We start from the raw sequence: 20,201 nt of genomic DNA on the forward strand, positions 1-20,201 counted from the left end.
GATGGACGGCGCCGATCCCGTTGCGACACAACGGCTGAGGCGTAGAAGTTTCACGTCCGTGCCACGGTCGCGCCCGACCTGCTGTCGAGGGAGAAACTCGTGGTGTTCAAGAAGATGCTGGGTGCCTTCGGGATCGGCGCGCCCAGCGTCGACACGGTCCTGTCCGACCCGGGCACCCGCCCGGGTTCGGTGCTGACCGGGCAGGTGAACCTGACCGGCGGCAGCCAGGACGTGGACATCGACCACGTCGTGCTGGGGCTGGTCACCCGGGTCGAGGTCGACGGCGCGGACGGCGACCACGACGCGACCGTCGAGTTCCACCGGGTGACGATCGCGGGCGGGCTGCGCCTCGCGGAGGGGCAGCGCCTGGCCCTGCCGTTCCAGATCCCGGTGCCGTTGCAGACCCCGGTTACCGACTTCTACGGCCAGCGGCTGCCCGGCATGACCATGGGCCTGCGCACCGAGGTCGCCATCCGCGGCGCGGTCGACAAGGGCGACCTCGATCCGGTGTTCGTGCACCCGCTGCCGGTGCAGGAGCGGATCCTCGAGGCGTTCGGGCGGCTGGGCTTCCAGTTCAAGGGCGCCGACCTGGAGCACGGGCAGATCGCCGGGGCGCACCAGACGCTGCCCTTCTACCAGGAGATCGAGTACTTCGCCGCGCCGCAGTACGCGCACGAGGTCAACGAGGTCGAGCTGACCTTCCTCGCCGACGAGCAGGGCGTCGACATCGTCCTGGAGTTCGACCGGCGCGGCGGTCTGTTCACCGGCGGGCACGACTCCTACGGCCGGTACCGCGTCGCGCACGCCGACGCCGACCAGCGGGACTGGGCCGCCGAGGTCGACGGCTGGTTCCGTCAGGCCCTGGACCAGTACCGCACCCTGCACCCCGGCGCGGGTTACGGCCAGCCCAGCCCTCAGGGCTACGGCCAGCCGGGCTACGGGCAGCCCGCCTACGGACAACCCGGGTACGGCCAGCCGGGTTACCCCCAGCCCGGCTATGGCCAGCCGGGGTACGGCCAGCCGGTCGGGTACCCGCCGCACCAGCCTGCCTACGGGCACTACCAGGGTGAGGAGCACCACGAGCGGCGCGGGCCGGGCATGGGTGCGGTCGCGGCCGGTGTCGTCGGCGGCGCGGCGCTCGGATTTGCCGGCGGCATGGTCGCCGACGAGGTCTTCGAATCCTTCGGTGACGACGAGGGCGGCGACGACGGCGGCGAGGAGTGAGCCGCTGATCCTCGTCGCCCTGTCGACGTCACCACGAGCGGGTGTCCACCCGCGACGGCCGCCCGGTCGCCAGGCTCCCCACTGGTGGCCGGGCGGTGTCGTGAGCAGGGTCGGTGGCGGCCTCCGGGCGCTCTCGCCAAGATCGGCGGGTTAGGTTAACCTAACCTAACTTCGCCGGACGGTTGCAGGAGGCACGGGTGAAACGGAACTGGGAATCGCTGGTCCTCAAGGCGATGGGTGGGCGGAACTTCCGACTGACCGTCCTGGACTCCGCGCCGGTGAACGAGCGATACCAGCGCCTGCTGGTCGACGGCGGGGGACTGCTCCAGGAGTGCGACGTCCACCCGACGATGTGGATCCGGCTCTGGTTCGACAACGACGGCCGTTCCCACCAGCGGGCGTACACCCTGGTCGACCCGGATCCGGCGACCGGCCGGTTCCACCTGGAGTTCGCGCTGCACGACGGCTGCGCCGCGCGCTGGGCCAGCGCAGCCCGGCCCGGCGACACCATCGAGTCCACCGTGCACGGCACCGGTTTCGCTCTGCCCGACCCGGCACCCCGGCACCTCTACCTGGTCGGCGACGCGGCCTCCCTGCCGGCGGTGAACAGCCTGCTGGACAGCGCGCAGGACATCCCGGCGACGGTCTGGATCGAGTACGCCCACGAGGACGAGAAGGAGTTGGGCGCCCGCACCCGCGCACACCACGAGGTGGTGTGGGTGCCGCGCCGCGACGACGGGCGGCACCTGGTCGACACCGTCCGTGACGGGATGCCGGCCAGCGACGGCGGCTACTACTGGGTTGCCTGCGAGGCGGCCACCACCCGCAGCATCGTCAAGCACATCCGGCGCGGACTCGGCGTGGGACGCCAGCAGTTGACCGGTGTGGGCTATTGGAACGCCCGGTGAGTGGCGGCCCCGGCGGATCTGTGCCGGGGCCGCCCACGGTCAACTCGTCGGGAAGTTGTCCGGCGTCCGGATGCGTTCGCGCATGAACGCGCCCGAGGTGGTGAGCACGGACGTGCCGGTGTAGTTGCTGCCGTTGCAGGTGCCCGGCCGCAACGCCGCGCTGCCCTCGGCCTTGTCGGAGAACGTCCAGTTCGCGTACCCGATCTTCAGCCGGTCGAGCAGGTCCAGCCACTGGGTGCTGCTGGCCAGGTCGGCGGCGCCGTCACCGGTGTAGTCCACGGTGCCGAACTCGGTGACGAACAACGGCAGCCGGGCGGCGGCCCGCTCGACCTCGGCCCGGTAGTTGTCCCGGTGGGACGCGGCGTAGAAGTGGAACGCGTACATGATGTTGCTCGCGTTCACCGGGTTGTTGACGATCTCGGTGTGGTTGGCGCCCTCGGAGACGCCCAGCGAGGACCAGGCCCGGGTGCCCACGATGACGACCGCGTCCGGGTCGTTGGCGCGGATGACCGGGATGACCTGCTCGGCGTAGCTCTTGATGGTCGACCAGCTCACCCCGTTGGGCTCGTTGGTGATCTCGTAGATCACGTTGTTCTTCGACGCGTGCCGTGCGGACACCGCGGCGAAGAAGGTCTTGGCCCGCTCCAGGTTGTGCATCGGGTCGCCGGGCGTGAGCGTGTGGAAGTCGATCATCGCGTACATGCCCCGCTCGGTGGCCTCCTCGACCAGGGCGTTGACCCGGTTTGTGAAGCCCGCCGGGTCGGTCTCGTACCCGTCCTCCTGCACGTACATGGCGATGCGGAACAGGTCGGCCCGCCAGTCGGTGGCGAGCGCGTCCAGCGAGGCGTCGTTGTAGCAGTTGCCGAACCACTGGATGCCGTGGGTGCTCATGCCGCGCAACTGGATCGGCCGGCCGTACTGGTTGCAGAGGTTGACCCCGCAGACCCGAAGCTGCCCGTTGATCGCCACCGGGGTCTGCCCGCCCGGCGGCGGGGTGGTCGGCGGGGGAGTGGTGGGCGGGGGAGTGGTGGTGGGCGGCGGGGTGGTGGGCGTGGTCGAGCCGGTGCAGACCGTGCCGTTGAGGGTGAACGAGGTCGGTGCGGGATTGGCGCCGGTGAAGGTGCCGTTGAACCCGACGGTGGTGCTGGCGCGGGTGGCCAGCGACCCGTTCCAGCCCAGGCTCCGTGCGGTGACCTCGCTGCCGCTCTGGCTCCAGGTGGCCGACCAGCCCTGCGCGAGGCGTTGGCCGCCGTCCGGGAAGCGGAAACCGAGCGTCCACCCGTTGATCGGGTCGCCGACGTTGGTGATGGTCACGCTCGCGGTGAACCCGCCGGACCAGCTGTTCGTCGTGTAGCTGACGGAGCAGCCGGGTGCGGCCATCGCGGCGGTCGTGGGCAGGGCGGCCAGCGTGCCGAGGGTCAGCGCGCCGACGGCGCCGGCCGTGACCAGGAGGCGCCGTGTCCGGCGCGGAGGATGCTTCATGGGAACCGTCGCAATCTGATCGTGGTGGGGTACGGCTCTCCGGCGAGATCGGACGGAGGTCCGGGAGCGCTCCCACGGGAGCCTACGACGGTCGGAAACATCGGCGCAATATTTAGTGCCATCGAAGTGATGTGGCATGGCGACGCCCCGGGAAGGTCTCCCGGGGCGTCGTGGAATCGTCGAACCGCGCGTCAGAGTTCACCGGCGGCGCGCCGCCGGTCGGCCTCCGCGTCGGCGGCGCCGACCGGGGTCGGGTCGGTGTCCCGCTGCACGCCGGTCAGGTCGATGTCGGCGCCGGCCCGTGCGGCGTCGGCCGCCGCGTCGTCCGCGCCGACCACCTCGCCGGCCTCCGGGTCGCCGTCGTTCCGTACGAGATCGCCGGCCGCGGCGAACGCGATCGGCGTGTATCGGGGCTCGGTCATGTCGTCCTCCTCGTCGCCGGTTTCCCTGGGGTGGGTACCCGTCACCGGCACGGCCCACACCGCCGGGGGCGTTCACGGCGGATCGGCTGTGGCGCCAGGCTCCCTCGGGTGGGGATGTGACCACCCGGAAAGCCTTCTTCTGGACGTGCGCTCAGTGACGCTTCGGAGTTCGCCGATGCCCCGGATCGTTGCCGGATCGTTGTCTCGCTTGTCGTATGGCAAAGATCACGCTGGGTCTCTATGATTGCCCGTTTCCCTGTGTCAAGGGGCCAATGATCGGCTTACCGCAGCACAGTGGATACCCAGAGTGAGTGTTTCGGGAGTGTGGCGCGTCCACGCTGCGGAACGGTGGCACGGCTGTGCCACCACGATTTGCGCTGCTCACTACCCTGAGGCTGATCACCGGTCAGTGAGCCTCTCGACTTGACAAGGGTTTCAGATGAGCGACAGCCACTCTCCGTACGGAGGGCAGCCGGACCCGCACGCCTCCCCGTGGGGTGCACCGCCGCCCGGTTCTCCGGGCGGTCAGCCGCTGCCACCCGGCAGTCCGGTGGGCCACCCGATGCCGCCAGGCTCCCCCATCAGCGGACCCGGTGCGCCGGGTTACCCGTCGCCGTACGGCGCACCCACGCCTCCGCCTCCTCCGCCGTACGCACAGCCGCAGCAGAAGTCCGGCAACCGGGGCGTCTGGCTCGGCCTCGGCATCGGTGCCGCCGTCATGGCGGTGCTGGTCGCGTGCGGCGGCACCATCGGTTACTTTATGCTGGGCGACGACGACGAGCCCAACCAGATCGCCACCAGCGGCAGCCCGTCGCCCGACGGTGACACCGACCCGGACCCGGATCCGTCGCCGACCCCGGACCAGCCCGACAACGACGGCGGCAGCAACAACAACAACGCCGTCACGGCGCGCAACTCCAGCGACTTCAACGCCGTGTGCGACGGCAACCCGGTGCTGAACGCGGCGCCGTACACCTCCGCCAAGGGCGCCAAGGTCTTCACCTTCTCCAACAACCCGGACCGTCCGGGTTCCTGGTCGAGCAAGTCGGTCGGCTTCAACAAGCCGTACTACGCCCGGGCCTCCGACTGGGCGACCGTCTCGGTCGTCGGCTGCCTCACCTACGTGGAGGGCAGCGAGGGTGAGCCGCGCAAGTGCGAGTACAAGGACCGCGACGACAAGCAGATCACGGTCGACTACATCTCCGCGCGCTACACGCTGACCTTCCACAACGCCCAGACCGGCGAGAAGCTCGGCGACGGCGGCCAGATCAACGCCCCGGCGGGTCGCTGCCCGAGCTTCATCTCCTACAACAGGCAGACCATGAAGTCGCACGCCCAGCCGGACAACGGCGCCATCGAGCTGGCCCTGGACAAGTTCACGTCCTGACCGCAGGCGCCTGATCGGCGGGGGCGGGACCGGCAGGTCCCACCCCCGCCGTCGTCGTACCGGCGGTGCCGTGCTGCCGGGATGTCGGACCCCGCGACCAGCCTGTCGCCATGTCGCGACCGGCGGGCAGTGTCGGATTTTCTCCTCGGGGACTGCGTCGCGCGAGGGCCCGATGACACACTGAACGGCAGTCGATGTCCGGGGGTGCGCGATGTTCGGTCGTTGGCGTAAGCGGAAGGCACCACCGTCGGCTCCGCAACGACCGCCAAGTGTGGACGGGCCAGGGTTCACGATCACCCCGCTGCCCTCCGAGACGGCGGCCCGGCAGGCCGCACAGGGCGGGGCACCGGAGGAGTTGAACCGTCTCGGGATCACCCTCAAGCTCGGCGGCCGGGAGGACGAGGCCGCGCAGTGGTTCCGCAAGGCCGCCGAGGCCGGCAACACCGACGGGATGGCCAACCTGGCCATGTACCTGATGGCGCGCGGTCGCAACCGGGAGGCCGCCGAGTGGTTCCGTCGGGCCGGCGGCCCGCTGGGTGAGGCGCTCGCGCAACAGTTGGCGTCGGAGCCCGACACTCCGCCCGGCCGGTGAGCGGCCTCCCCGACGCCTGGGGAACGCCGCAGTACCACCTGCTGGTCAGCGTCTGCGGACAGGCCGAGGCGCACCACGACACGTATGAGCGCACCGGGTCGCTGCGGGACCTGGAGTTCGCCATCGCCGTCATCACCGAGGTCCTGAAGGTCGCCCGGAACGTCGACATCCGCAGCACCGCCGCCAACGGTCTCGGGACGGCCCGCTGGTCACGCTACGAGCGCTTCGGTGACCTGGCCGACCTGGACACGGCGATCGGGCTGTTCCGCGAGGCGCTGGCGATGTACCCGAACGAGCGCACCCCCGCCACGCCGTCCTTCCACGCCAATCTCGGCGGCGTGCTGCGCCTGCGCTGGCGGGGTACCGGCATCGAGGCGGACCTGGTCGAGTCGGTGGCCCAGGTCCGCGCGGCGCTGGCCGCGACCGGCCCCACCCACCCGCGCCGCGCGGCCCGGCTGACCAACCTCGCCGACGGGCTGCTCACCCTGTCGCTGCGGTACGACGACTCGTCCGCCCTCGCCGAGGCGGTCGAGGTGTCCCGTGAGGCGGTGGCGGCGGCGGGGCCCGGTGACGACCTCGCCGGGATGCTCTCCAACCTCGCCGGGATGCTGCGGCTGCGGTACCGCTCGACGGCGAGGACCGGCACGCGCTGGCCCGGGACTGGGATGCGCTGCTGGCCGAGATCCGGGGCGTCGACGGTCTCGCCGGGTTCCTGCGCCCGCCTCCGGTCGACGACCTGCTCGCCGAGATCGCCCGGCGCGGGCCCGTCGTGGTGCTCAACATCAGTGGGCTGCGGTGCGACGCCCTGGTGCTGGCCGGGGGCCGGGTCCAGGTGGTGCCGCTGCGGCTGGATCTCGACCAGGTGGTCGACCGGGCCCGGCGGCTGCGGGCGGCCGTCACCCGCAGTACGCGTCCGAGTCTGCCCGCCCAGCTCCGCCAGGAGGCCCGGGCCACGGTCGCCGGGACGCTGGTCTGGCTCTGGGACACCGTCGCCGTCCCGGTGCTCGACGCGCTCGCCCCGCCGCCCGGTTCCCGGGTGTGGTGGGTGCCGACCGGGCCGCTGACCAGCCTCCCGCTGCACGCCGCCGGGCCGGCGGTCGGACCGGGTGTGCTGGACCGGGTGGTCTCCTCGTACGCGCCGACGGTGCGCAGCCTGGTCACCGCCTGGCGGTCCCGCCCGCTGGCCCGTACGGCTGCGCCGCTGGTGGTGGCCCTGCCACGGACGCCGGGACTGGGGGACCTGCCGAACGTGCAGGCCGAGGTGCGGATGCTGACCGGCCGCTATCCGGCGAGCCGGGTGATCCTCGGTGAGCAGGCGGTCCGGCAGTCCGTGCTCGACGCGCTGCCCCGGCACCCGTGGCTGCACTTCGCGGGTCACGCGGTCAGTGCCGCCGACGGGAGCGCCGACGGGCACCTCGTCCTGCACGACCACGCCGCCGACCCGCTGACCGTCGCCGACATCGCGCGCCTGCGGCTGACGCACGCCGAGATCGCCTACCTGTCGGCGTGCGGCACCGGTGTCTCGCACGAGGACCTGGACGACGAGGCCCTGCACGTGGCCGGTGCCTGTCACATCGCCGGGTTCCGGCACGTGGTCGGCACGGCGTGGGCGATCGACGACGCGGTCGCCCCCGGCGTCGCGGCCGACTTCTACGCCCGACTGACGGTGTCGACGCCGCCGCGTCAGCCCTGCACCAGGCGGTACGTGCGCTGCGCGCCGCGCAACCGGACCGGCCCACGCTGTGGGCGCCCTTCCTGCACGTCGGTCCGTGACACGATGGTCGATGTGACCGACCGACGCTACGACACCGAACGTGGTGCCACCGAACTCCTCATCGGCGCGCTGGCCGGGTCCGCCCTGCCGCCGTACCGGCCCGGCTGGTTGCTGCTGTCGTGGGACGCGACCCAGCGCCGATGGCTCACGGCCGACCTGTCCGGGCCGCCGGAGACCGCCACCAGTCTCGACCCCTGACCGACCCGCGCGGCGCGGGCCGCACCACCGGTCGGGAACCGGGTCCGGCTTCACGATCTTGTTGGTGCCGTGTGACATGGTGGCGACATGGAACCGCAGGTGGATGCCGAGCGCCGCGCTCTGCCCGAACCCGCCCGGGTCGCCCTGCGGGTGCTGCGCGACTACCGGCCGACCTTCGCCCGGGTACGCGCCCTGGTGCGTAGCATGGCCACCTCCTTCCTGGTGCTCAGCGCGACGTTCTGGCTGCTGCCCGGCGTCACCATCAGTGGCCTGGTCGGGCTGCTCTGGCTGGTCGCTCTGGTCACCGCCGTCGGGGCGGTGCTGCGCCCGGTGCTGCTGGCCCTGGCCACCGCGCTCGGCGGCCTCGGTGCGCTGGCCATCGGCGTGGGCGTCCAGGCCGTCGTCATGTACGTGGCCCTGCGCCTGGCGCCCGAGGCGCACGTCGCCGGGATCGCCGTCGCCTTCGCCGCCGCCTGGCTCGCCGTGGCGCTGGCCGCAGCGGTCAACTGGCTCGCCGACGCCGGCACCGACGACACCTTCGTCAGCGAGATGCTGCGGCTGATGAGTCGGGTCCGGCGGTCCACCGACCGTCGTGGCCCCCGCTGGTGGCGCTGGCGTCGGGGCAGGTCGGCGCGGCGGGAGGAGGCCGGTGACGTCCCGCCCGAGGGACTGCTCATCGTGCAGCTCGACGGGGTGGCCACGCCGGTGGTGCAGTGGGCGGTCCGCGCCGGCAACCTGCCCACCATGGGCCGGTGGTTGCGATCGCGCAGCCACCGGATGACCCGCTGGCACACCGGGCTGCCGGCCACCACGCCGGCCGCACAGGCCGGTCTGCTTTACGGCGAGTTCGGTCGGGTGCCGGCGTACCGCTGGTACGAGAAGGCACCGCCCGGCCCGGACGGGACCGCGCCGGCCGGGCGACTCGTGGTGACCAGTCGCCCCCGCGACGCGGCCGAGGTCGAGCGGCGACTGTCCACCGGGCGGGGACTGCTGCGCGACGGTGGGGCGAGCATCAGCACCGCGTTCTCCGGCGACGCCCCGACCACCCTGTTGACGGTCAGCCGCGCCGGGCTGCCCGGCCGCTCCACGCCCGGCTACGCGACGTTCATGACCAGCCCGTACGGCTTCGCCCGGACGGTGGTGCTCGGCGCCGGGCAGGTACTGCGGGAACTGCACGCCGCCCGGCGGCGACGGGTGCGCGGCGTACAGCCCCGGGCCGACCGGGGCGGCTCGTACCTGGCGTTGCGTCCGCTGGCCAGCCTGCTCAACGACCTCAACGTCTCGCTGATCGCCGAGCAGATGGCCCGGGGCGCGCCGGTCATCTTCTGCGACTTCGTCGACTACGACGAGGTGGCCCACCACGCCGGTCCGGCCCGACCGGAGGCGATGGCCGCCCTGGAGTCGCTCGACCACACGCTCGGGATCCTGCAACGGTTGGCCGCCGAGGCGACGCGGCGCTACCACATCGTCGTGCTCAGCGATCACGGGCAGAGCCAGGGCGCGACGTTCCGCCAGCGCTACGGCGAGTCACTGACCCAACTGGTGTCCCGGCTGGTGACGCCGGGCGTGGCCGAACCCGTGCCGGCACCGCGCAGGCGTCCGCGTGGACCGGGCCGGGGCGTGGCGGCGGCCGGTGGCGAGCACGAGACGACCCGCAACGCCGAGGAGCGGGCCCGGGTGGACACGCTGCTCAGCGAGGTGTCCGGCCGCACCGGGGTGACCGCCACCGCGACCCGGATGGCGGTTCGGGCCCGACCGGAGTCGGCGCGCGGCCCGCGTCCGTCGCCGGGGTGGGAGCGGACGGCCGAGCGGGCCGCCGCGTCGGGGCGTACCGAACCGGAGACCGTGGTGGTGGCCTCCGGCAACCTGGCGATGGTCTATCTGACCCGGCATCCCGGGCGGCTCACCCGCGAGCGGGTCGACGCGGTGGCGCCGGGGCTGGTGGAGGGCCTGGCCGCGCATCCCGGCGTCGGGGTGGTCGTCGTCGACTCGGCCGCCGGACCGCTGGCGGTGGGGCGGTGCGGGATCCACCGGCTGCGGGACGGACACGTCGAGGGCGACGACCCGCTGGTGCCGTACGGGCCACGGGCCCGGCACGACCTGCTGCGGCACCAGGGGATGGACCACGTCGGGGACCTGGTGCTGATCAGCACCGTGGACCCCGGCCTGGAGGAGGTGACCGCCTTCGAGGAACTGGTCGGAAGCCATGGTGGGCTGGGCGGCTGGCAGAACGACGCGCTGCTGGTGCATCCCGCCGACTGGCCGCAGGAGGGCGAGCTGGTGGGCCCGGACGCGGTGCACCGGCAGTTGCTCGACTGGCTGTCCCGGCTCGGCCTGCGCAGCCCCGACGACCACGGCGACCCAGCGGACGGGTCCGGTCCGGTGACGTCCGGAATGCCTCCGGGGGAGGCGGGACGGTGGGTACCGGCTATGGCGTCGCCGGTGGATGAACCGGCGCGGGCCGGCGTCGCCCCAGCCGGCTCAACCCCTGAGTGACCAGCAGGACCAGCACGATCGCGGCGATGACGCTCTGCCACGGCTCGGGGAAGATGGCCCGGCCGAGTACGCCGATCAGGGCGTAGAGGACCGACCAGAGCAGGGTGGCGGGCAGGTTGGCCACGGCGAACCACCGCCAGGTCATCCCGGCCATCGCCGCGGCCAGCAGCACCGGCAACCGGCCGCCCGGCACCAGCCGGGACACCAGGAGCATCGGGCCGCCGCCCTCGCGTACCCGGGCCGCCACCCGGTCGAGCCGCTGCGGCCCGCGTAGCCAGCGCAGCCGTCGGGCGATGCGTTCCCCGCCCCACCTGAGCACCGCGAAGACCACCAGGTCACCGAGGTACGCGCCGAGCGCCCCGGCGAGTACGACCAGGAGCACGGTCACCGGGTCCTGGTGCGCGGCGAGGGCGGCGGCGCCGCTGACCGCCGCGCCGGTCGGCACCACCGGGACGACAGCGCCGAACATCACCACCAGCGTGAGCCATGCCAGCGTGCCGAGGACCGCCGTCATGAGCCGGGCACGGTCAGGGACTCGCCCGGGTGCAGGACGCGTACCCGGGTGTCGGGGGAGATGCGGTGCGCGTGCCGGGCGAAGTCGTCGCCCGGCTGGAAGAACCGGTCCGGCCGGACCCGGTCGCACCCGATCGGCCAGAAGGTGCCGTAGTGGATCGGCACGGCCCACGCCGCCGCCACCCGCCGGGCAGCCTCGGCCGCGCCCTGCGGGTCGAGGTGGCCCGGACCGAGCGTCGGTCCCCACCCGCCGACCGGGATCAGCGCCAGGTCGAGGGGGCCGAGCGAGTCCATCTCGGCGAAGAAGCCGGTGTCCCCGGCGAACCAGGTGCGCGCCCGACCCTCGACGAGGTAGCCGATGGCCGGTGCCCGGTGCCGCGACCAGGGCCCCCGCCCGGCGGGGTGGGCGGCGGGCGCGGCGGTGACGGTGACCTCGCCGACCGTGGTCGCCTCGCCGGGCGCCAGCTCGGTGTACCGGTCGGCGCTCGCGCCCAGGGCCCGTTGCACCAGCGGCGCGGCCCCGGCCGGCAGCACCAGCCGGGTGTCCGGGGGCAGCCGGCGCAGCGACGCGAGGTCCAGGTGGTCGGCGTGCAGGTGCGACACGAGTACGGCGTCCGGTATGGCCGGCAACCGGGGGGTGGGGCCGCGTCGCCGCCGCAGGTGGGCGAGCCGGTCGCGGAGCAGCGGGTCGGTGAGCAGCCGGGTCCCGGAGTCCTCGATCCACACGGTGCTGTGACCGTGCCAGGTCAGCTCGACCACACCGTCACCCGCACCGCCGTCCACACGCCTGCCACCGTAACGGGCGCCGGTCGGCGGTCCCTCGGCGGCGGCCGGTCGTGCCGGTCAGCGGGCGTCGAGCTTGGCGAGCAGGGTCCGGGGTGCCACCACCCGGTACCCGTCCTCGATGACCTCGGCGAGCTCGGTCGCGTCGACGCCGGTGTCGAGGCGTACGCCCACCCACCCCCGATGCCCCACATAGGGCGGACGGAAGTAGGTCTGCGGGGCGGCCGCGATCAGTTCCTCGGCGGAACCCGGTGGCGCGGCGCACCACAGGTGCGGGAAGTCGTTCTGGTGATGGCCGTCCGGCCAGACCTGAGCGAAGGACTTCTTGCCCCGGATGAACCAGGCCGGAGTGCCGTGGCTCGGGCGTTCGGTGACCTCGGGCAGGTCCAGGCACACCCGCCGGATGGTCGCCACCAAGTCGGTCATCGACACACCCTACGGCACCCGGACGCCGCGCCCGGTGATCGCCTCGCGGCCCGTCACCGGACGAACGACCGCGGCAATGAGGGGGCAAGACGCACATGGTGGTGCGGGTCAGCTCACGGTCGTGCGGCCCAGGTAGCCGGTCACCACCGCGACGATCTCGCCGGTCAGCTCCGGCTCGCCGATCGGGTCCGGCTGCTGCGCGACGAACCGGTGCACCAGCGACTCCACGACCGCGACCACCACGCGGGCGCTGCGCTCCGGGTCGGCCGGCGCCAGGTCCGGGTCCTGGCGCAGCAGCAGACCGACGGCGGCGACCGCCTCGACTTCGGCCTCGTGGAACCGGGCCAGCAACTCGGGCGGGCGCGGCGACTCCTCGAAGAGCACTTGATGCAGGCGCGGGTCGCGGGTGTGCAGCTCGACGCAGGCGCGGACCACCGCCGGGAGCCATCGGTGCAGCGGTACGGGGCCGTCGGCGAGACCGGCGAGACTGGCCCGCACCGCCTGGGCGGTCTCGTCGACGTGTTCGAGCGCCAGGGTCAACAGGATCGAGTCCTTGTTGGGGAAGTACTGGTACAGCGATCCCACCGAGAGTCCGGCCGCCGCCGCGATCCGGTCGGTGGTGCCGGCGGCGTGGCCGTACTCGGCGAAAACGCGAGCCGCCGCGTCGAGGATGCGTCGACGGGTCTGCCAGGCGCGCTGCTGCCGGGGCGTCTTCCTGGGCTGATGTGGTGCGGGCCGGGGTGGCACCGGGCGACTCCAAACGCGAGTAAACAAAGCGAGGGATTCCTCATATCATAGTCCTGAACAGGCAAAACAATGAAAGGGAGAGTGTGGAAGACAGTCGGCGTACGTACCAGGAAGTCACCCGGTGGCTCGACTACCAGCGCTACTACCCGGAACGGCTGCGCAGCGACCTCGACGACGCTCCGGCCGAGGAGTGGTGGCGCTGGCGGGGGCTGGACGTCCACCTGGACCGGCTCGCCGCACCGGACGCCCCGGTGAAGCTCCTCCTGCTGCACGGCGCCGGCGGGTACGGGCGGATGCTCGCCCCGTACGCGCGGATGCTGGCCCAGCTCGCCCCGGTGGAGGTGCTCGCGCCGGACCTGCCCGGCTACGGGCTGACCCGCAGCGACCGGCCGGTGGCGTACGCGGAGTGGATCGACTGCGTCACCGACCTCGTGGCGGCGGAGCGGGCCCGCGACGGGCGTCCCGTCCATCTCCTCGGCGCCAGCATGGGCGGCATGGTGGCCTACTCGGTGGCCGCGACCGCCGACGTCGCCGGGCTGGTCGTGACCTGCCTGCTGGACCCGCGTGACGTCGGCGCGCGGATGCGGATGACCCGCCTGCCGGTCATGGGGCGCCTCGCCCGTCCTTCCTCACCTCCGCCCCGCCGGTGGAACCGGAGGCGTTCACCGCCTGCCCGGTGCTGATGACGCACCCGGCGGACGACCGCTGGACACCGGTCGCGCTCAGCCGGGCGTTTTTCGACCGCATCGTCGCCGAGAAGCGGTTCGTGCTGCTGGAGCGGGCCGGACACCTGCCCGTCGAGCAACCGGGCCTGACCCGGCTGGGGCAGGCCGTCAGCGAGTTCGTCAGCTGACCGCCAGCGTGACTGGCGGGTGGGGCAGCGGGCCCCCGGGCCGAGATCGACCCCCGCTGCCGCGTCCCGGCATGCCGCGCCGACCTCCGGGGTACGTCTATCTTCAACGACCGTGGCGGGGATGGTGCGCCGGTCTCCCGACCGGGAATCTCCACCGCCGGAGAAGGAGTGAATGATGTCGGTGCGTAGGTGGCTTGCCGGTGCGGGCGTGGTGGCGTTGGCCGTCCCGACAGCGGCGTGCGGAGACGCCGCCCCGGATGCCGCCACACCCGACGCCACGGGTACGCCGGCCGCCAGTGCGACCTCCGTCGCTCCCAGCCCGACGGAGTCGTCGCCGTCGCCGACCACCGCCAACCCGCCGATCCTGTCCGGCGACCGGCAGGTCACGATCGTCCGGATCGACTCGTTCGAGTCAGGGCTGTCGTTGACCGACGAGCGGCTGGTCGAGGTGGTCGGAGACAAGGGCCGGCAGTTGTTCGTGCCGACCCCGGTCGACGGGCAGACCTTCCTGATCAGGTCGTACCGGGGTGCCGGTGGCGGTCCCGGCACCGGCGAGCCGGTCTGCTGGCAGGTGCAGAACCCGGGCAACTCGAAGCCGCTGGTGGTGCAGGGCGCCGAGTGCCGGGAGAGCGAGCCGCGTCAGCTCTTCACCATCGCGCCGAACCCGGAGAACGCGGAGGCCTTCCTGATCAGCAACAACTCGGCGTTCCTGCGGAACTCGCAGAACAACGGCCTGATCATGGAGGAGCTGGGTGACGCCGCGCCGACCGACAGCTTCCGGTTCAACGACAACGGGCCTGCGCCGTCGTCGTTGTAGTTGTGGTTGCAGTTGTTAGGAGGGGTCCCCTGCTATACACCAGGCGTTAGCAGGGGACCCCTCCTTTCACCCGACCGTGCGGTGTTTCAGCCGCGCCGCCACTTCTGGTTCGCGCCGCCGAGGCACTCCCAGATGGCCAGGCGGGCGCCGTCGGCGTTGACCCATCCGCTGATGTCGACGCACTTGTTCGCCTGCGGGTTGACCAGGTCACCCGCCGCGGACAGGACGAACTGCTGGGCCGGGTTGCCGCTGCAGGTCGCGATCTGGATCACCGCGCCGTTGTCCCGCGAGCCCCAGGCCACGTCCATGCACATGTTGTTCTGGGTACGCAGCGTGCCGTTGACGAAGCTCCACGACTGCGCCGCCGTGCCGTTGCAGTTCCAGGTCTGCAGCGGTACGCCGTCGGAGAAGTTCGAGTTCGGCACGTCGATGCACTTGTTGTTCCAGTTGCTGATCAGCCGGTTCCCGCTACCACCGCCGGTGGTGACCAGGGTGAGCCCGTACGCACCGAGGATCTCGTTGACCGGCTGGAACCAGGTCTCCCCGCCGGTGGAGCAGTTGCCCCAGCCACCGGAGGTGACGCCCTGCGCCTGGTTGCCGCTGAGCCAGGCGCCGCCGGAGTCGCCGCCCTGGGCACAGGCGTTGGTGCGGGTCAGGCCGTGCACGGCGCCCTGCGAGTAGTTGACCGTCTGGTTGCGACCCAGCAGCGTGCCGCACCGCCAGCCGGTGGTCCGGCCGGACCGGCACACCGAGCTGCCGATCGCGGCGTCCTGGGAGCCGGCCACCGACACGTTGCCGCCGGAGTAGTTGTTCACCCACGGCCGAGGGGTCCAGTTGCTGTTGGTCCGCACCCAGCCGTAGTCGCGGCCGGGGAAGGTCGAGCCGGCGAAGGTGCCCTGGGTGACGTTGTTGTAGCCGAGGGTCGGGCTGCCGACCCGGCCGCAGTGGCCGGCGGTGACGAAGCCCCCGTGCACCGCGAAGCCGACCGAGCAGAGCGTGTTGCCGTTGATCACGTACTGGTCCCCGCCCCGGATGTCGTAGTTGATCCGGGGCGCCTCGGCGGACTCGACGATCCGGACCAGGCCCGCGTCGACGCCGCTGGCCGCGACGAAGGCAGCGGCCTGGGCGGTGGCGCCCCGGCCGGCGGTCACCACGATCCGGTTGGTCGGCACGTCGACCGCCCAGCCGTGGACGGCGTCCGGTGACGCCTTATCGGCGTGCCGGTCGAGCGTCCGCTTGATCCCGTCCAGGGTGGACCCGCTGCGAGTGGCGGTGGTGACCTCGGCCCCTTCGGCGCGGACGGCGGCGGCCAGCGACGGGTCGGTGACCGCCACGGTCAGCCGTGTGCCGCCGGGCGGGATCCAGGCACCGGCGAAGGCGGTACCGAGTCGGGCTCGCAGACGTCGCTCGACGGCGGCGGCGCCGGCCTCGACGCGAAGCCGGGTCGACACCTGCGCGTCGGTCAACCCGAGGTCGCGGCGCATCGCGCGGACCATCTCCGGCGCGAGGCCGGTGACCGATGTGTCGGCGGCTGGGGTGGTGGTGCCAGGTGTGTCGGCGGCGAGTGCGGCCGGTGGGGCGGCGAATGGGGCGAGACCGGCGACCAGGACGGCGGCCAGGGCCGCGCCCAGGACGCGTGGCGCTCGTGGCATGGGACTCCTCCTACGGGGGTCAGGCGACGCGGGGGGCATCGCCGAGAGTACGGCCAAGAGAGCGCTCTCACGATCGAGTCTGTCGATGTCGTTCACAACTGTCAAGACTCTTGCCAATTGTTGCCGGTGCGCGGTCCGTCCAGGTCGGACGTGCGTCGGTACGGCGCGACGCCCCGCGCTGCGCCGGTGCCGGCAGCATCGCCGCCTCGGTCAGCAGGTGCACTATCAGGCGATGAACCGGGTCTGTCGACGACGGGCCAGCAGGTAGCCGCCCGCTCCGGCGACGACCAGCAGGAGACCTGTCCCGGCGAGCAGGCCGGTGGAGGTGCCGGTGATCGGCAACTCGCCGCCTGCTCCGCCGCCGGTCGGGTTCACCCGGATAGCGGCGGTGTCGTTGTCGGGGTCCAGATCCGCCGTCGGGCCGTCACCCGATCTGGTGTGGAGCTTGACCTTGCCGGTCTGACTGCCGGCCCGGTCGAGCCGGAGACCGAACTCGAAACCCACCCGCTCACCCTTGCTGATCGTGCCGCCTATCTGGCACACGTAGCGCCGTCCGCCGGGCTTGCCGGGCGCGTACTCGTCGGAGTCCAGGTCGAGGCAGGACGTCGGAACGCTGACGGCGGTGACGCCGTCCGGCAGGGTCACGTGCGTCGGGACCTGCAGACCGCCCTGGCCGTTGGCGCCGGCACTCGCCGGCCCGTTGTTGAGATAGCCCACCCGCATCGGGACGGTGGCACCGACCGCGCCTCGAACGGTCGCGCCCTCGGCGGCGACGTCGCCCCGCATGTCACCGGCGACGGTCAGCCGTACCGAGATGTCGTTGCTGAATCCGTCGATGTCGGTCTGGGGGTGCGAGCGGGCCCGCATCTCGTCCACCTTGACCAGCGTCAGTGCCTCGTCGGTCCCCCGGGGGCCGATCGATCCGGGTTTCCGGATCCGGTCCTGGTGCTCCTCCCAGTCGGCCGGGGTGAACCAGGAGTAGTGGCTGTGGTGCAGGTTCGGTGCCCAACTGTCGGTCGAGACGGTCCCGCCGAAGGTCGAGTCCACCCGTACCGTCTCCCCGGGCTTCAGCGAGTCGGCGAACTCGCAGACGAACGTGCTGTCGTCCAGCGAGGGATCCTCGTACTCGCAGTTCTTGTACCGCTTCGACGGCGTGAACCCGAGCGAACCGGACACGTACAACCGCAGTCCGTGCGCGGTCGTCGTTCCACGGTTCGACACCGCGAGCGGGACGTCGACGCGGGCGCCGAGACTGCTGTCGAGTCGGAGGTCGCGCCCGTTCGCGCTGACGAGATCGACGCCCTCGCCGACGGTGACGGTGGCCCGGTAGCTCCCGGCGGCGATGCGGGGCTCGGTGACGGTGACGACCACCTCACCGCGTCGGCCCGGCTTCGCGTCCGCCGCCGCCGTCACGAGCAGGCTGAACAGCTCGGTCCCCGTGTCGGAGTCGGTCGTCACCGAGCAGTCCAGAACCGGGCCCGTCGTCGTGCAGAGTTCGGGGCCGTTCGCGTGCCGCACGTCGGCGAACGCCATGACGTCACTGCGGTCCACCCGCATCACGTAGGTGCCGGCGTAGTTCCTGCCCCGCTGCTCGACCGACATCCACTTGCGTGGACCGCCGGGAGCGACGGTGACGCTGTGCAGCCGGATGTCGCTTCGCGGCAGGGCGGCCGGTGCGGCGGCGGTCGGAGCCGACTCGGTCGGCGCGGCGGTCGGTTCGGCCGCGGCCGGTGCGCCGCCGACGGCCGTGGCGACGAGTACGCCGACGACGGCCACACCAGCGAGCCGACGCCGGAGAGCGGGAGATGACATGGTGGATTCCTCAGGGTACGAACGACGATGTGGGAGCGCGACGACCCGGCGGACGGTGACCCGGGTGGGCCGTTTCCGGACGCGGAGCCGGAGCGTGATGGGCGGATCCTGAGCCGGGTAAATATCTCACGCCGACGGGCCGGCCAGGATCAGCCGGCCGGTTGCCGTCGCCGGTGAGCCGTTCCAGCGGGGCATCCTCGCCCTCTTCGCCGGGCTGGTCCGCGCCCAGGCGAACGGACCGGTCTGCGACGTCGGCTGCGGACCCGGACGGATCACCGCCCACCTGCGCGACATCGGCCTGGACGTGTTCGGTGTCGACCTGTCACCCGCCATGATCGACGTGGCCCGGCGGGACCATCCCGGCCTGCGCTTCGAGGTCGGCTCGATGAACCGTCTCGACCTGCCCGATGGATCCCTGAGCGGGCTGCTGGCGTGGTTCTCCCTGATCCACGTACCCGACGACGAGGTGCCCGGCGTCCTGGCCGAGTTCCGTCGTGTGCTGCGCCCGGGCGGGGTGGTGCTGCTCGGCTTCCAGACCGGGAACGGCAGCCGGCTCAAGACGGAGGGCTACGGCGGACACCCGATGAACGTCTACGTGCATTACCGCCCACCCGCACGGGTCGCGGCCTGGCTGGCGGCGGCCGGTTTCACCGTCGAGGCCGAGTTGGTGCACCACCCGGAACCGGAGGTCGAGGGCGGGTTCGTCTTCGCCCACCGCTGAGAGGTCTGCGAGTACCTGCCGGCGTGCTTTTGCGGTCGGTCCGATGAGCGGTCCGCTGCGGCCGGGCACGGGGTGTGCGGGTGCTGTCGACCTGAGAGCACAAACGGTTCAGCTCGACAGGGCCCACCCCGCTGCAGGCCACCTGCCCTCAGCTTCTGGCACGGCTGGGACGATCCGAGCACCGATCAGGACGAGGCGTCCTGCACCAACCGGAGTTGGCCGATTTCGGCGACGTTCTTCATCAGCTCGGCGTTGACCCACGCGAGCAGGTGGGCCACGGTGTGCGCCGGATCGTTCGGCCAGGCGATGGTGGGGACCGGCACCGGGTCCGGCTCGGTGTCGGCCCAGTCCGGCACCCACCGGCCGTCGGCGTCCGGGCGGACCGTCCACACGACGGGACATCCGGCGATCCTCCACGCGGCGGACGGAGTTGTTGAGGTAGTTCTGCGGCATACCCGGTGGCGGCCTGAGCACGTCGCGCGACACTCGGAGAGCTGCGGCCCCTATGAGATCAGTTCGGCGATGTGTGCGGCTGGGGTGAGTCGTATCAGCGCCACCGCCTTGTCGTCGTGTCGTTTGCTGCGTGGCCAGCGTCGCCCTTCCGCGTCGTTCTTCTCCGCTTGATGCACGGTCTCGATGAGGCGTGTCGGGTGATGGTTGGCGAGCGCGAATGCGGATTTCCAGGTTGGGGGTGTCTGGTAGTTGTCGATGCCGTCGGAGACGCCGTCGGTCATCGTCAGGGTCGCTGCGATGTCGTTGACGGGCCACCTCGCGTAGACGGCGTGCCGGGCGGCCTCCGGCGCGGCCTCGGCGATCCAATAGCCTTCAGGGGTATTGCGGGCTTGCCTCTGCGCCTCCACGAGCGTGGTCCACTCCGCAGCGTGTTGGAAGCCGAATCCGCCCCTCTGTCGAATGGCTTCGTGCAGGTCTGCGTGTTGGTCGAGGGCGACCCGTGAGAGCCGGTCGTCGCGGACCTGGTGGATCTCACCGTTACGGGTTAGCACGATGGTGGGGCTGTCTCCGAGGACCAGAATGTGGACATCGTTGCCGGTCCATCGGACGAGGCTCACTGTGGTCGACGGTGCCGAACCGGGCTGCAGGTCATGCAGGTGGCGGATGCGGTCGATCGCTTCGGTCAATGCGTCGACGAGGCCGATGTCGGGGTGTTCGGTCAGGAGTTGCGCAAGGCGTTGCCCGACTTGTTCGGCGAGCCATCCTCCGTCGAGTCGGCGGTTGCCTGGTTGTGATGCGCCGTCGAGCACGATGACGGCGTTCGGTGTGGTGAAGATGCGGTCCTCGGTCGGCCGATCTCGTCCGGCCCGCTCGGCGCTGACTACATGCGGTCGTGAGTTCGTGGCGGGCATGCGAGTTCGCTCCTGGTGACGGTATCGCCG

21 protein-coding genes are annotated in these 20,201 nt (G+C 71.9%); 11 read left to right on the forward strand and 10 right to left on the reverse strand.

Annotated elements, in window-relative coordinates:
• Positions 1 to 99: 99 nt before the first annotated feature.
• On the forward strand, positions 100 to 1,224 hold the full coding sequence (locus tag ID554_RS26710) for a sporulation protein (RefSeq protein ID WP_117228857.1): 1,125 nt from the start codon (positions 100 to 102) through the stop codon (positions 1,222 to 1,224).
• Positions 1,225 to 1,421: 197 nt separating this feature from the next.
• On the forward strand, positions 1,422 to 2,132 hold the full coding sequence (locus ID554_RS26715; RefSeq protein WP_117228858.1) for a siderophore-interacting protein: 711 nt from the start codon (positions 1,422 to 1,424) through the stop codon (positions 2,130 to 2,132).
• A 39-nt stretch (positions 2,133 to 2,171) separates the two neighbouring features.
• Here ID554_RS26715 and ID554_RS26720 read toward each other — a convergent pair whose 3' ends face one another.
• Together ID554_RS26720 and ID554_RS26725 are read right to left on the reverse strand one after the other, a co-directional pair.
• Positions 2,172 to 3,614, reverse strand: coding sequence for a cellulase family glycosylhydrolase (locus tag ID554_RS26720; protein WP_117228859.1), 1,443 nt, complete (start codon positions 3,612 to 3,614; stop codon positions 2,172 to 2,174).
• Between the two features lie 191 nt (positions 3,615 to 3,805).
• Positions 3,806 to 4,036, reverse strand: a complete 231-nt coding sequence (locus ID554_RS26725) for a hypothetical protein (RefSeq protein WP_117228915.1) — start codon at positions 4,034 to 4,036, stop codon at positions 3,806 to 3,808.
• 562 nt (positions 4,037 to 4,598) lie between these two features.
• On the opposite strand from ID554_RS26725, the gene ID554_RS26730 reads away from it, so the two are divergent.
• From ID554_RS26730 to ID554_RS26750, 5 genes are all read left to right on the forward strand, one after another.
• Positions 4,599 to 5,423, forward strand: coding sequence for a hypothetical protein (locus ID554_RS26730; RefSeq protein ID WP_223884267.1), 825 nt, complete (start codon positions 4,599 to 4,601; stop codon positions 5,421 to 5,423).
• Between the two features lie 271 nt (positions 5,424 to 5,694).
• Complete coding sequence (locus ID554_RS26735) at positions 5,695 to 6,015, forward strand: tetratricopeptide repeat protein (protein ID WP_199489232.1); 321 nt, start codon at positions 5,695 to 5,697, stop codon at positions 6,013 to 6,015.
• Positions 6,012 to 7,079, forward strand: coding sequence for a hypothetical protein (locus ID554_RS32050; protein ID WP_223884268.1), 1,068 nt, complete (start codon positions 6,012 to 6,014; stop codon positions 7,077 to 7,079). Before ID554_RS26735 ends, ID554_RS32050 begins: the two co-directional genes overlap by 4 nt.
• Positions 7,016 to 7,987 (forward strand): CHAT domain-containing protein, encoded by a 972-nt coding sequence (locus tag ID554_RS32055; RefSeq protein ID WP_233527441.1) that lies wholly within the window; start codon positions 7,016 to 7,018, stop codon positions 7,985 to 7,987. The genes ID554_RS32050 and ID554_RS32055 overlap by 64 nt, the downstream gene beginning before the upstream one ends.
• An 87-nt stretch (positions 7,988 to 8,074) precedes the next feature.
• Positions 8,075 to 10,483 (forward strand): phage holin family protein, encoded by a 2,409-nt coding sequence (locus ID554_RS26750; protein ID WP_117228863.1) that lies wholly within the window; start codon positions 8,075 to 8,077, stop codon positions 10,481 to 10,483.
• Here ID554_RS26750 and ID554_RS26755 read toward each other — a convergent pair.
• The 4 genes from ID554_RS26755 to ID554_RS26770 all read right to left on the reverse strand — a co-directional run bounded on the left by ID554_RS26755 (position 10,416) and on the right by ID554_RS26770 (position 12,952).
• A complete protein-coding gene (locus ID554_RS26755; RefSeq protein WP_117228864.1) occupies positions 10,416 to 10,997 on the reverse strand; it encodes a DedA family protein in 582 nt (193 codons plus the stop codon). The two genes, ID554_RS26750 and ID554_RS26755, sit on opposite strands and share 68 nt — an antisense overlap.
• Positions 10,994 to 11,779, reverse strand: a complete 786-nt coding sequence (locus ID554_RS26760) for an MBL fold metallo-hydrolase (RefSeq protein WP_223884269.1) — start codon at positions 11,777 to 11,779, stop codon at positions 10,994 to 10,996. The genes ID554_RS26755 and ID554_RS26760 overlap by 4 nt, the downstream gene beginning before the upstream one ends.
• A gap of 60 nt (positions 11,780 to 11,839) precedes the next feature.
• Positions 11,840 to 12,205 (reverse strand): MmcQ/YjbR family DNA-binding protein, encoded by a 366-nt coding sequence (locus tag ID554_RS26765; RefSeq protein WP_117228917.1) that lies wholly within the window; start codon positions 12,203 to 12,205, stop codon positions 11,840 to 11,842.
• A 108-nt stretch (positions 12,206 to 12,313) separates the two neighbouring features.
• Complete coding sequence (locus ID554_RS26770) at positions 12,314 to 12,952, reverse strand: TetR/AcrR family transcriptional regulator (RefSeq protein WP_117228865.1); 639 nt, start codon at positions 12,950 to 12,952, stop codon at positions 12,314 to 12,316.
• Positions 12,953 to 13,035: 83 nt separating this feature from the next.
• Here ID554_RS26770 and ID554_RS26775 point away from each other — a divergent pair, with 83 nt between their 5' ends.
• The 3 genes from ID554_RS26775 to ID554_RS26780 all read left to right on the forward strand — a co-directional run bounded on the left by ID554_RS26775 (position 13,036) and on the right by ID554_RS26780 (position 14,622).
• Positions 13,036 to 13,635 carry an alpha/beta fold hydrolase gene (locus ID554_RS26775; protein WP_199489234.1) on the forward strand — a complete coding sequence of 200 codons (600 nt, stop codon included), beginning with the start codon at positions 13,036 to 13,038 and terminating at the stop codon, positions 13,633 to 13,635.
• Complete coding sequence (locus tag ID554_RS32060) at positions 13,629 to 13,805, forward strand: alpha/beta fold hydrolase (RefSeq protein ID WP_199489235.1); 177 nt, start codon at positions 13,629 to 13,631, stop codon at positions 13,803 to 13,805. Before ID554_RS26775 ends, ID554_RS32060 begins: the two co-directional genes overlap by 7 nt.
• Before the next feature lie 175 nt (positions 13,806 to 13,980).
• Entirely contained in the window at positions 13,981 to 14,622 is a 642-nt protein-coding gene (locus ID554_RS26780) for a hypothetical protein (RefSeq protein ID WP_117228918.1), read from the forward strand.
• Between the two features lie 86 nt (positions 14,623 to 14,708).
• On the opposite strand, the gene ID554_RS26785 is transcribed toward ID554_RS26780, so the two are convergent.
• Both ID554_RS26785 and ID554_RS26790 read right to left on the reverse strand, forming a co-directional pair.
• Positions 14,709 to 16,274, reverse strand: coding sequence for a ricin-type beta-trefoil lectin domain protein (locus ID554_RS26785; RefSeq protein WP_191088640.1), 1,566 nt, complete (start codon positions 16,272 to 16,274; stop codon positions 14,709 to 14,711).
• A gap of 225 nt (positions 16,275 to 16,499) precedes the next feature.
• The gene (locus ID554_RS26790) at positions 16,500 to 18,086 is read right to left on the reverse strand and encodes an LPXTG cell wall anchor domain-containing protein (RefSeq protein ID WP_117228866.1); all 1,587 of its coding nucleotides are present in this window, start codon (positions 18,084 to 18,086) and stop codon (positions 16,500 to 16,502) included.
• Between the two features lie 121 nt (positions 18,087 to 18,207).
• On the opposite strand from ID554_RS26790, the gene ID554_RS26795 reads away from it, so the two are divergent.
• Positions 18,208 to 18,807, forward strand: coding sequence for a class I SAM-dependent methyltransferase (locus ID554_RS26795; protein WP_117228867.1), 600 nt, complete (start codon positions 18,208 to 18,210; stop codon positions 18,805 to 18,807).
• A gap of 185 nt (positions 18,808 to 18,992) precedes the next feature.
• Here ID554_RS26795 and ID554_RS26800 read toward each other — a convergent pair whose 3' ends face one another.
• Both ID554_RS26800 and ID554_RS26805 read right to left on the reverse strand, forming a co-directional pair.
• Entirely contained in the window at positions 18,993 to 19,199 is a 207-nt protein-coding gene (locus ID554_RS26800; RefSeq protein ID WP_223884270.1) for a hypothetical protein, read from the reverse strand.
• Between the two features lie 111 nt (positions 19,200 to 19,310).
• Positions 19,311 to 20,171 carry a protein phosphatase 2C domain-containing protein gene (locus ID554_RS26805; RefSeq protein WP_117228868.1) on the reverse strand — a complete coding sequence of 287 codons (861 nt, stop codon included), beginning with the start codon at positions 20,169 to 20,171 and terminating at the stop codon, positions 19,311 to 19,313.
• Positions 20,172 to 20,201: the final 30 nt, after the last annotated feature.

The sequence above is a fragment of the Micromonospora craniellae genome (assembly GCF_014764405.1).
Taxonomy (GTDB): Bacteria; Actinomycetota; Actinomycetes; order Mycobacteriales; family Micromonosporaceae; genus Micromonospora; species Micromonospora craniellae.

Bases quoted from the DNA above. Each gene is read 5' to 3' on its own strand.
- ID554_RS26805 (WP_117228868.1), bottom strand. From the start codon at position 20,171: ATGCCCGCCACGAACTCACGACCGCATGTAGTCAGCGCCGAGCGGGCC.
- ID554_RS26720 (WP_117228859.1), bottom strand. From the start codon at position 3,614: ATGAAGCATCCTCCGCGCCGGACACGGCGCCTCCTGGTCACGGCCGGC.
- ID554_RS26755 (WP_117228864.1), bottom strand. From the start codon at position 10,997: ATGACGGCGGTCCTCGGCACGCTGGCATGGCTCACGCTGGTGGTGATG.
- ID554_RS26750 (WP_117228863.1), top strand. From the start codon at position 8,075: ATGGAACCGCAGGTGGATGCCGAGCGCCGCGCTCTGCCCGAACCCGCC.
- ID554_RS26790 (WP_117228866.1), bottom strand. From the start codon at position 18,086: ATGTCATCTCCCGCTCTCCGGCGTCGGCTCGCTGGTGTGGCCGTCGTC.
- ID554_RS26725 (WP_117228915.1), bottom strand. From the start codon at position 4,036: ATGACCGAGCCCCGATACACGCCGATCGCGTTCGCCGCGGCCGGCGAT.
- ID554_RS26730 (WP_223884267.1), top strand. From the start codon at position 4,599: ATGCCGCCAGGCTCCCCCATCAGCGGACCCGGTGCGCCGGGTTACCCG.
- ID554_RS26765 (WP_117228917.1), bottom strand. From the start codon at position 12,205: ATGACCGACTTGGTGGCGACCATCCGGCGGGTGTGCCTGGACCTGCCC.
- ID554_RS26780 (WP_117228918.1), top strand. From the start codon at position 13,981: ATGTCGGTGCGTAGGTGGCTTGCCGGTGCGGGCGTGGTGGCGTTGGCC.
- ID554_RS26785 (WP_191088640.1), bottom strand. From the start codon at position 16,274: ATGCCACGAGCGCCACGCGTCCTGGGCGCGGCCCTGGCCGCCGTCCTG.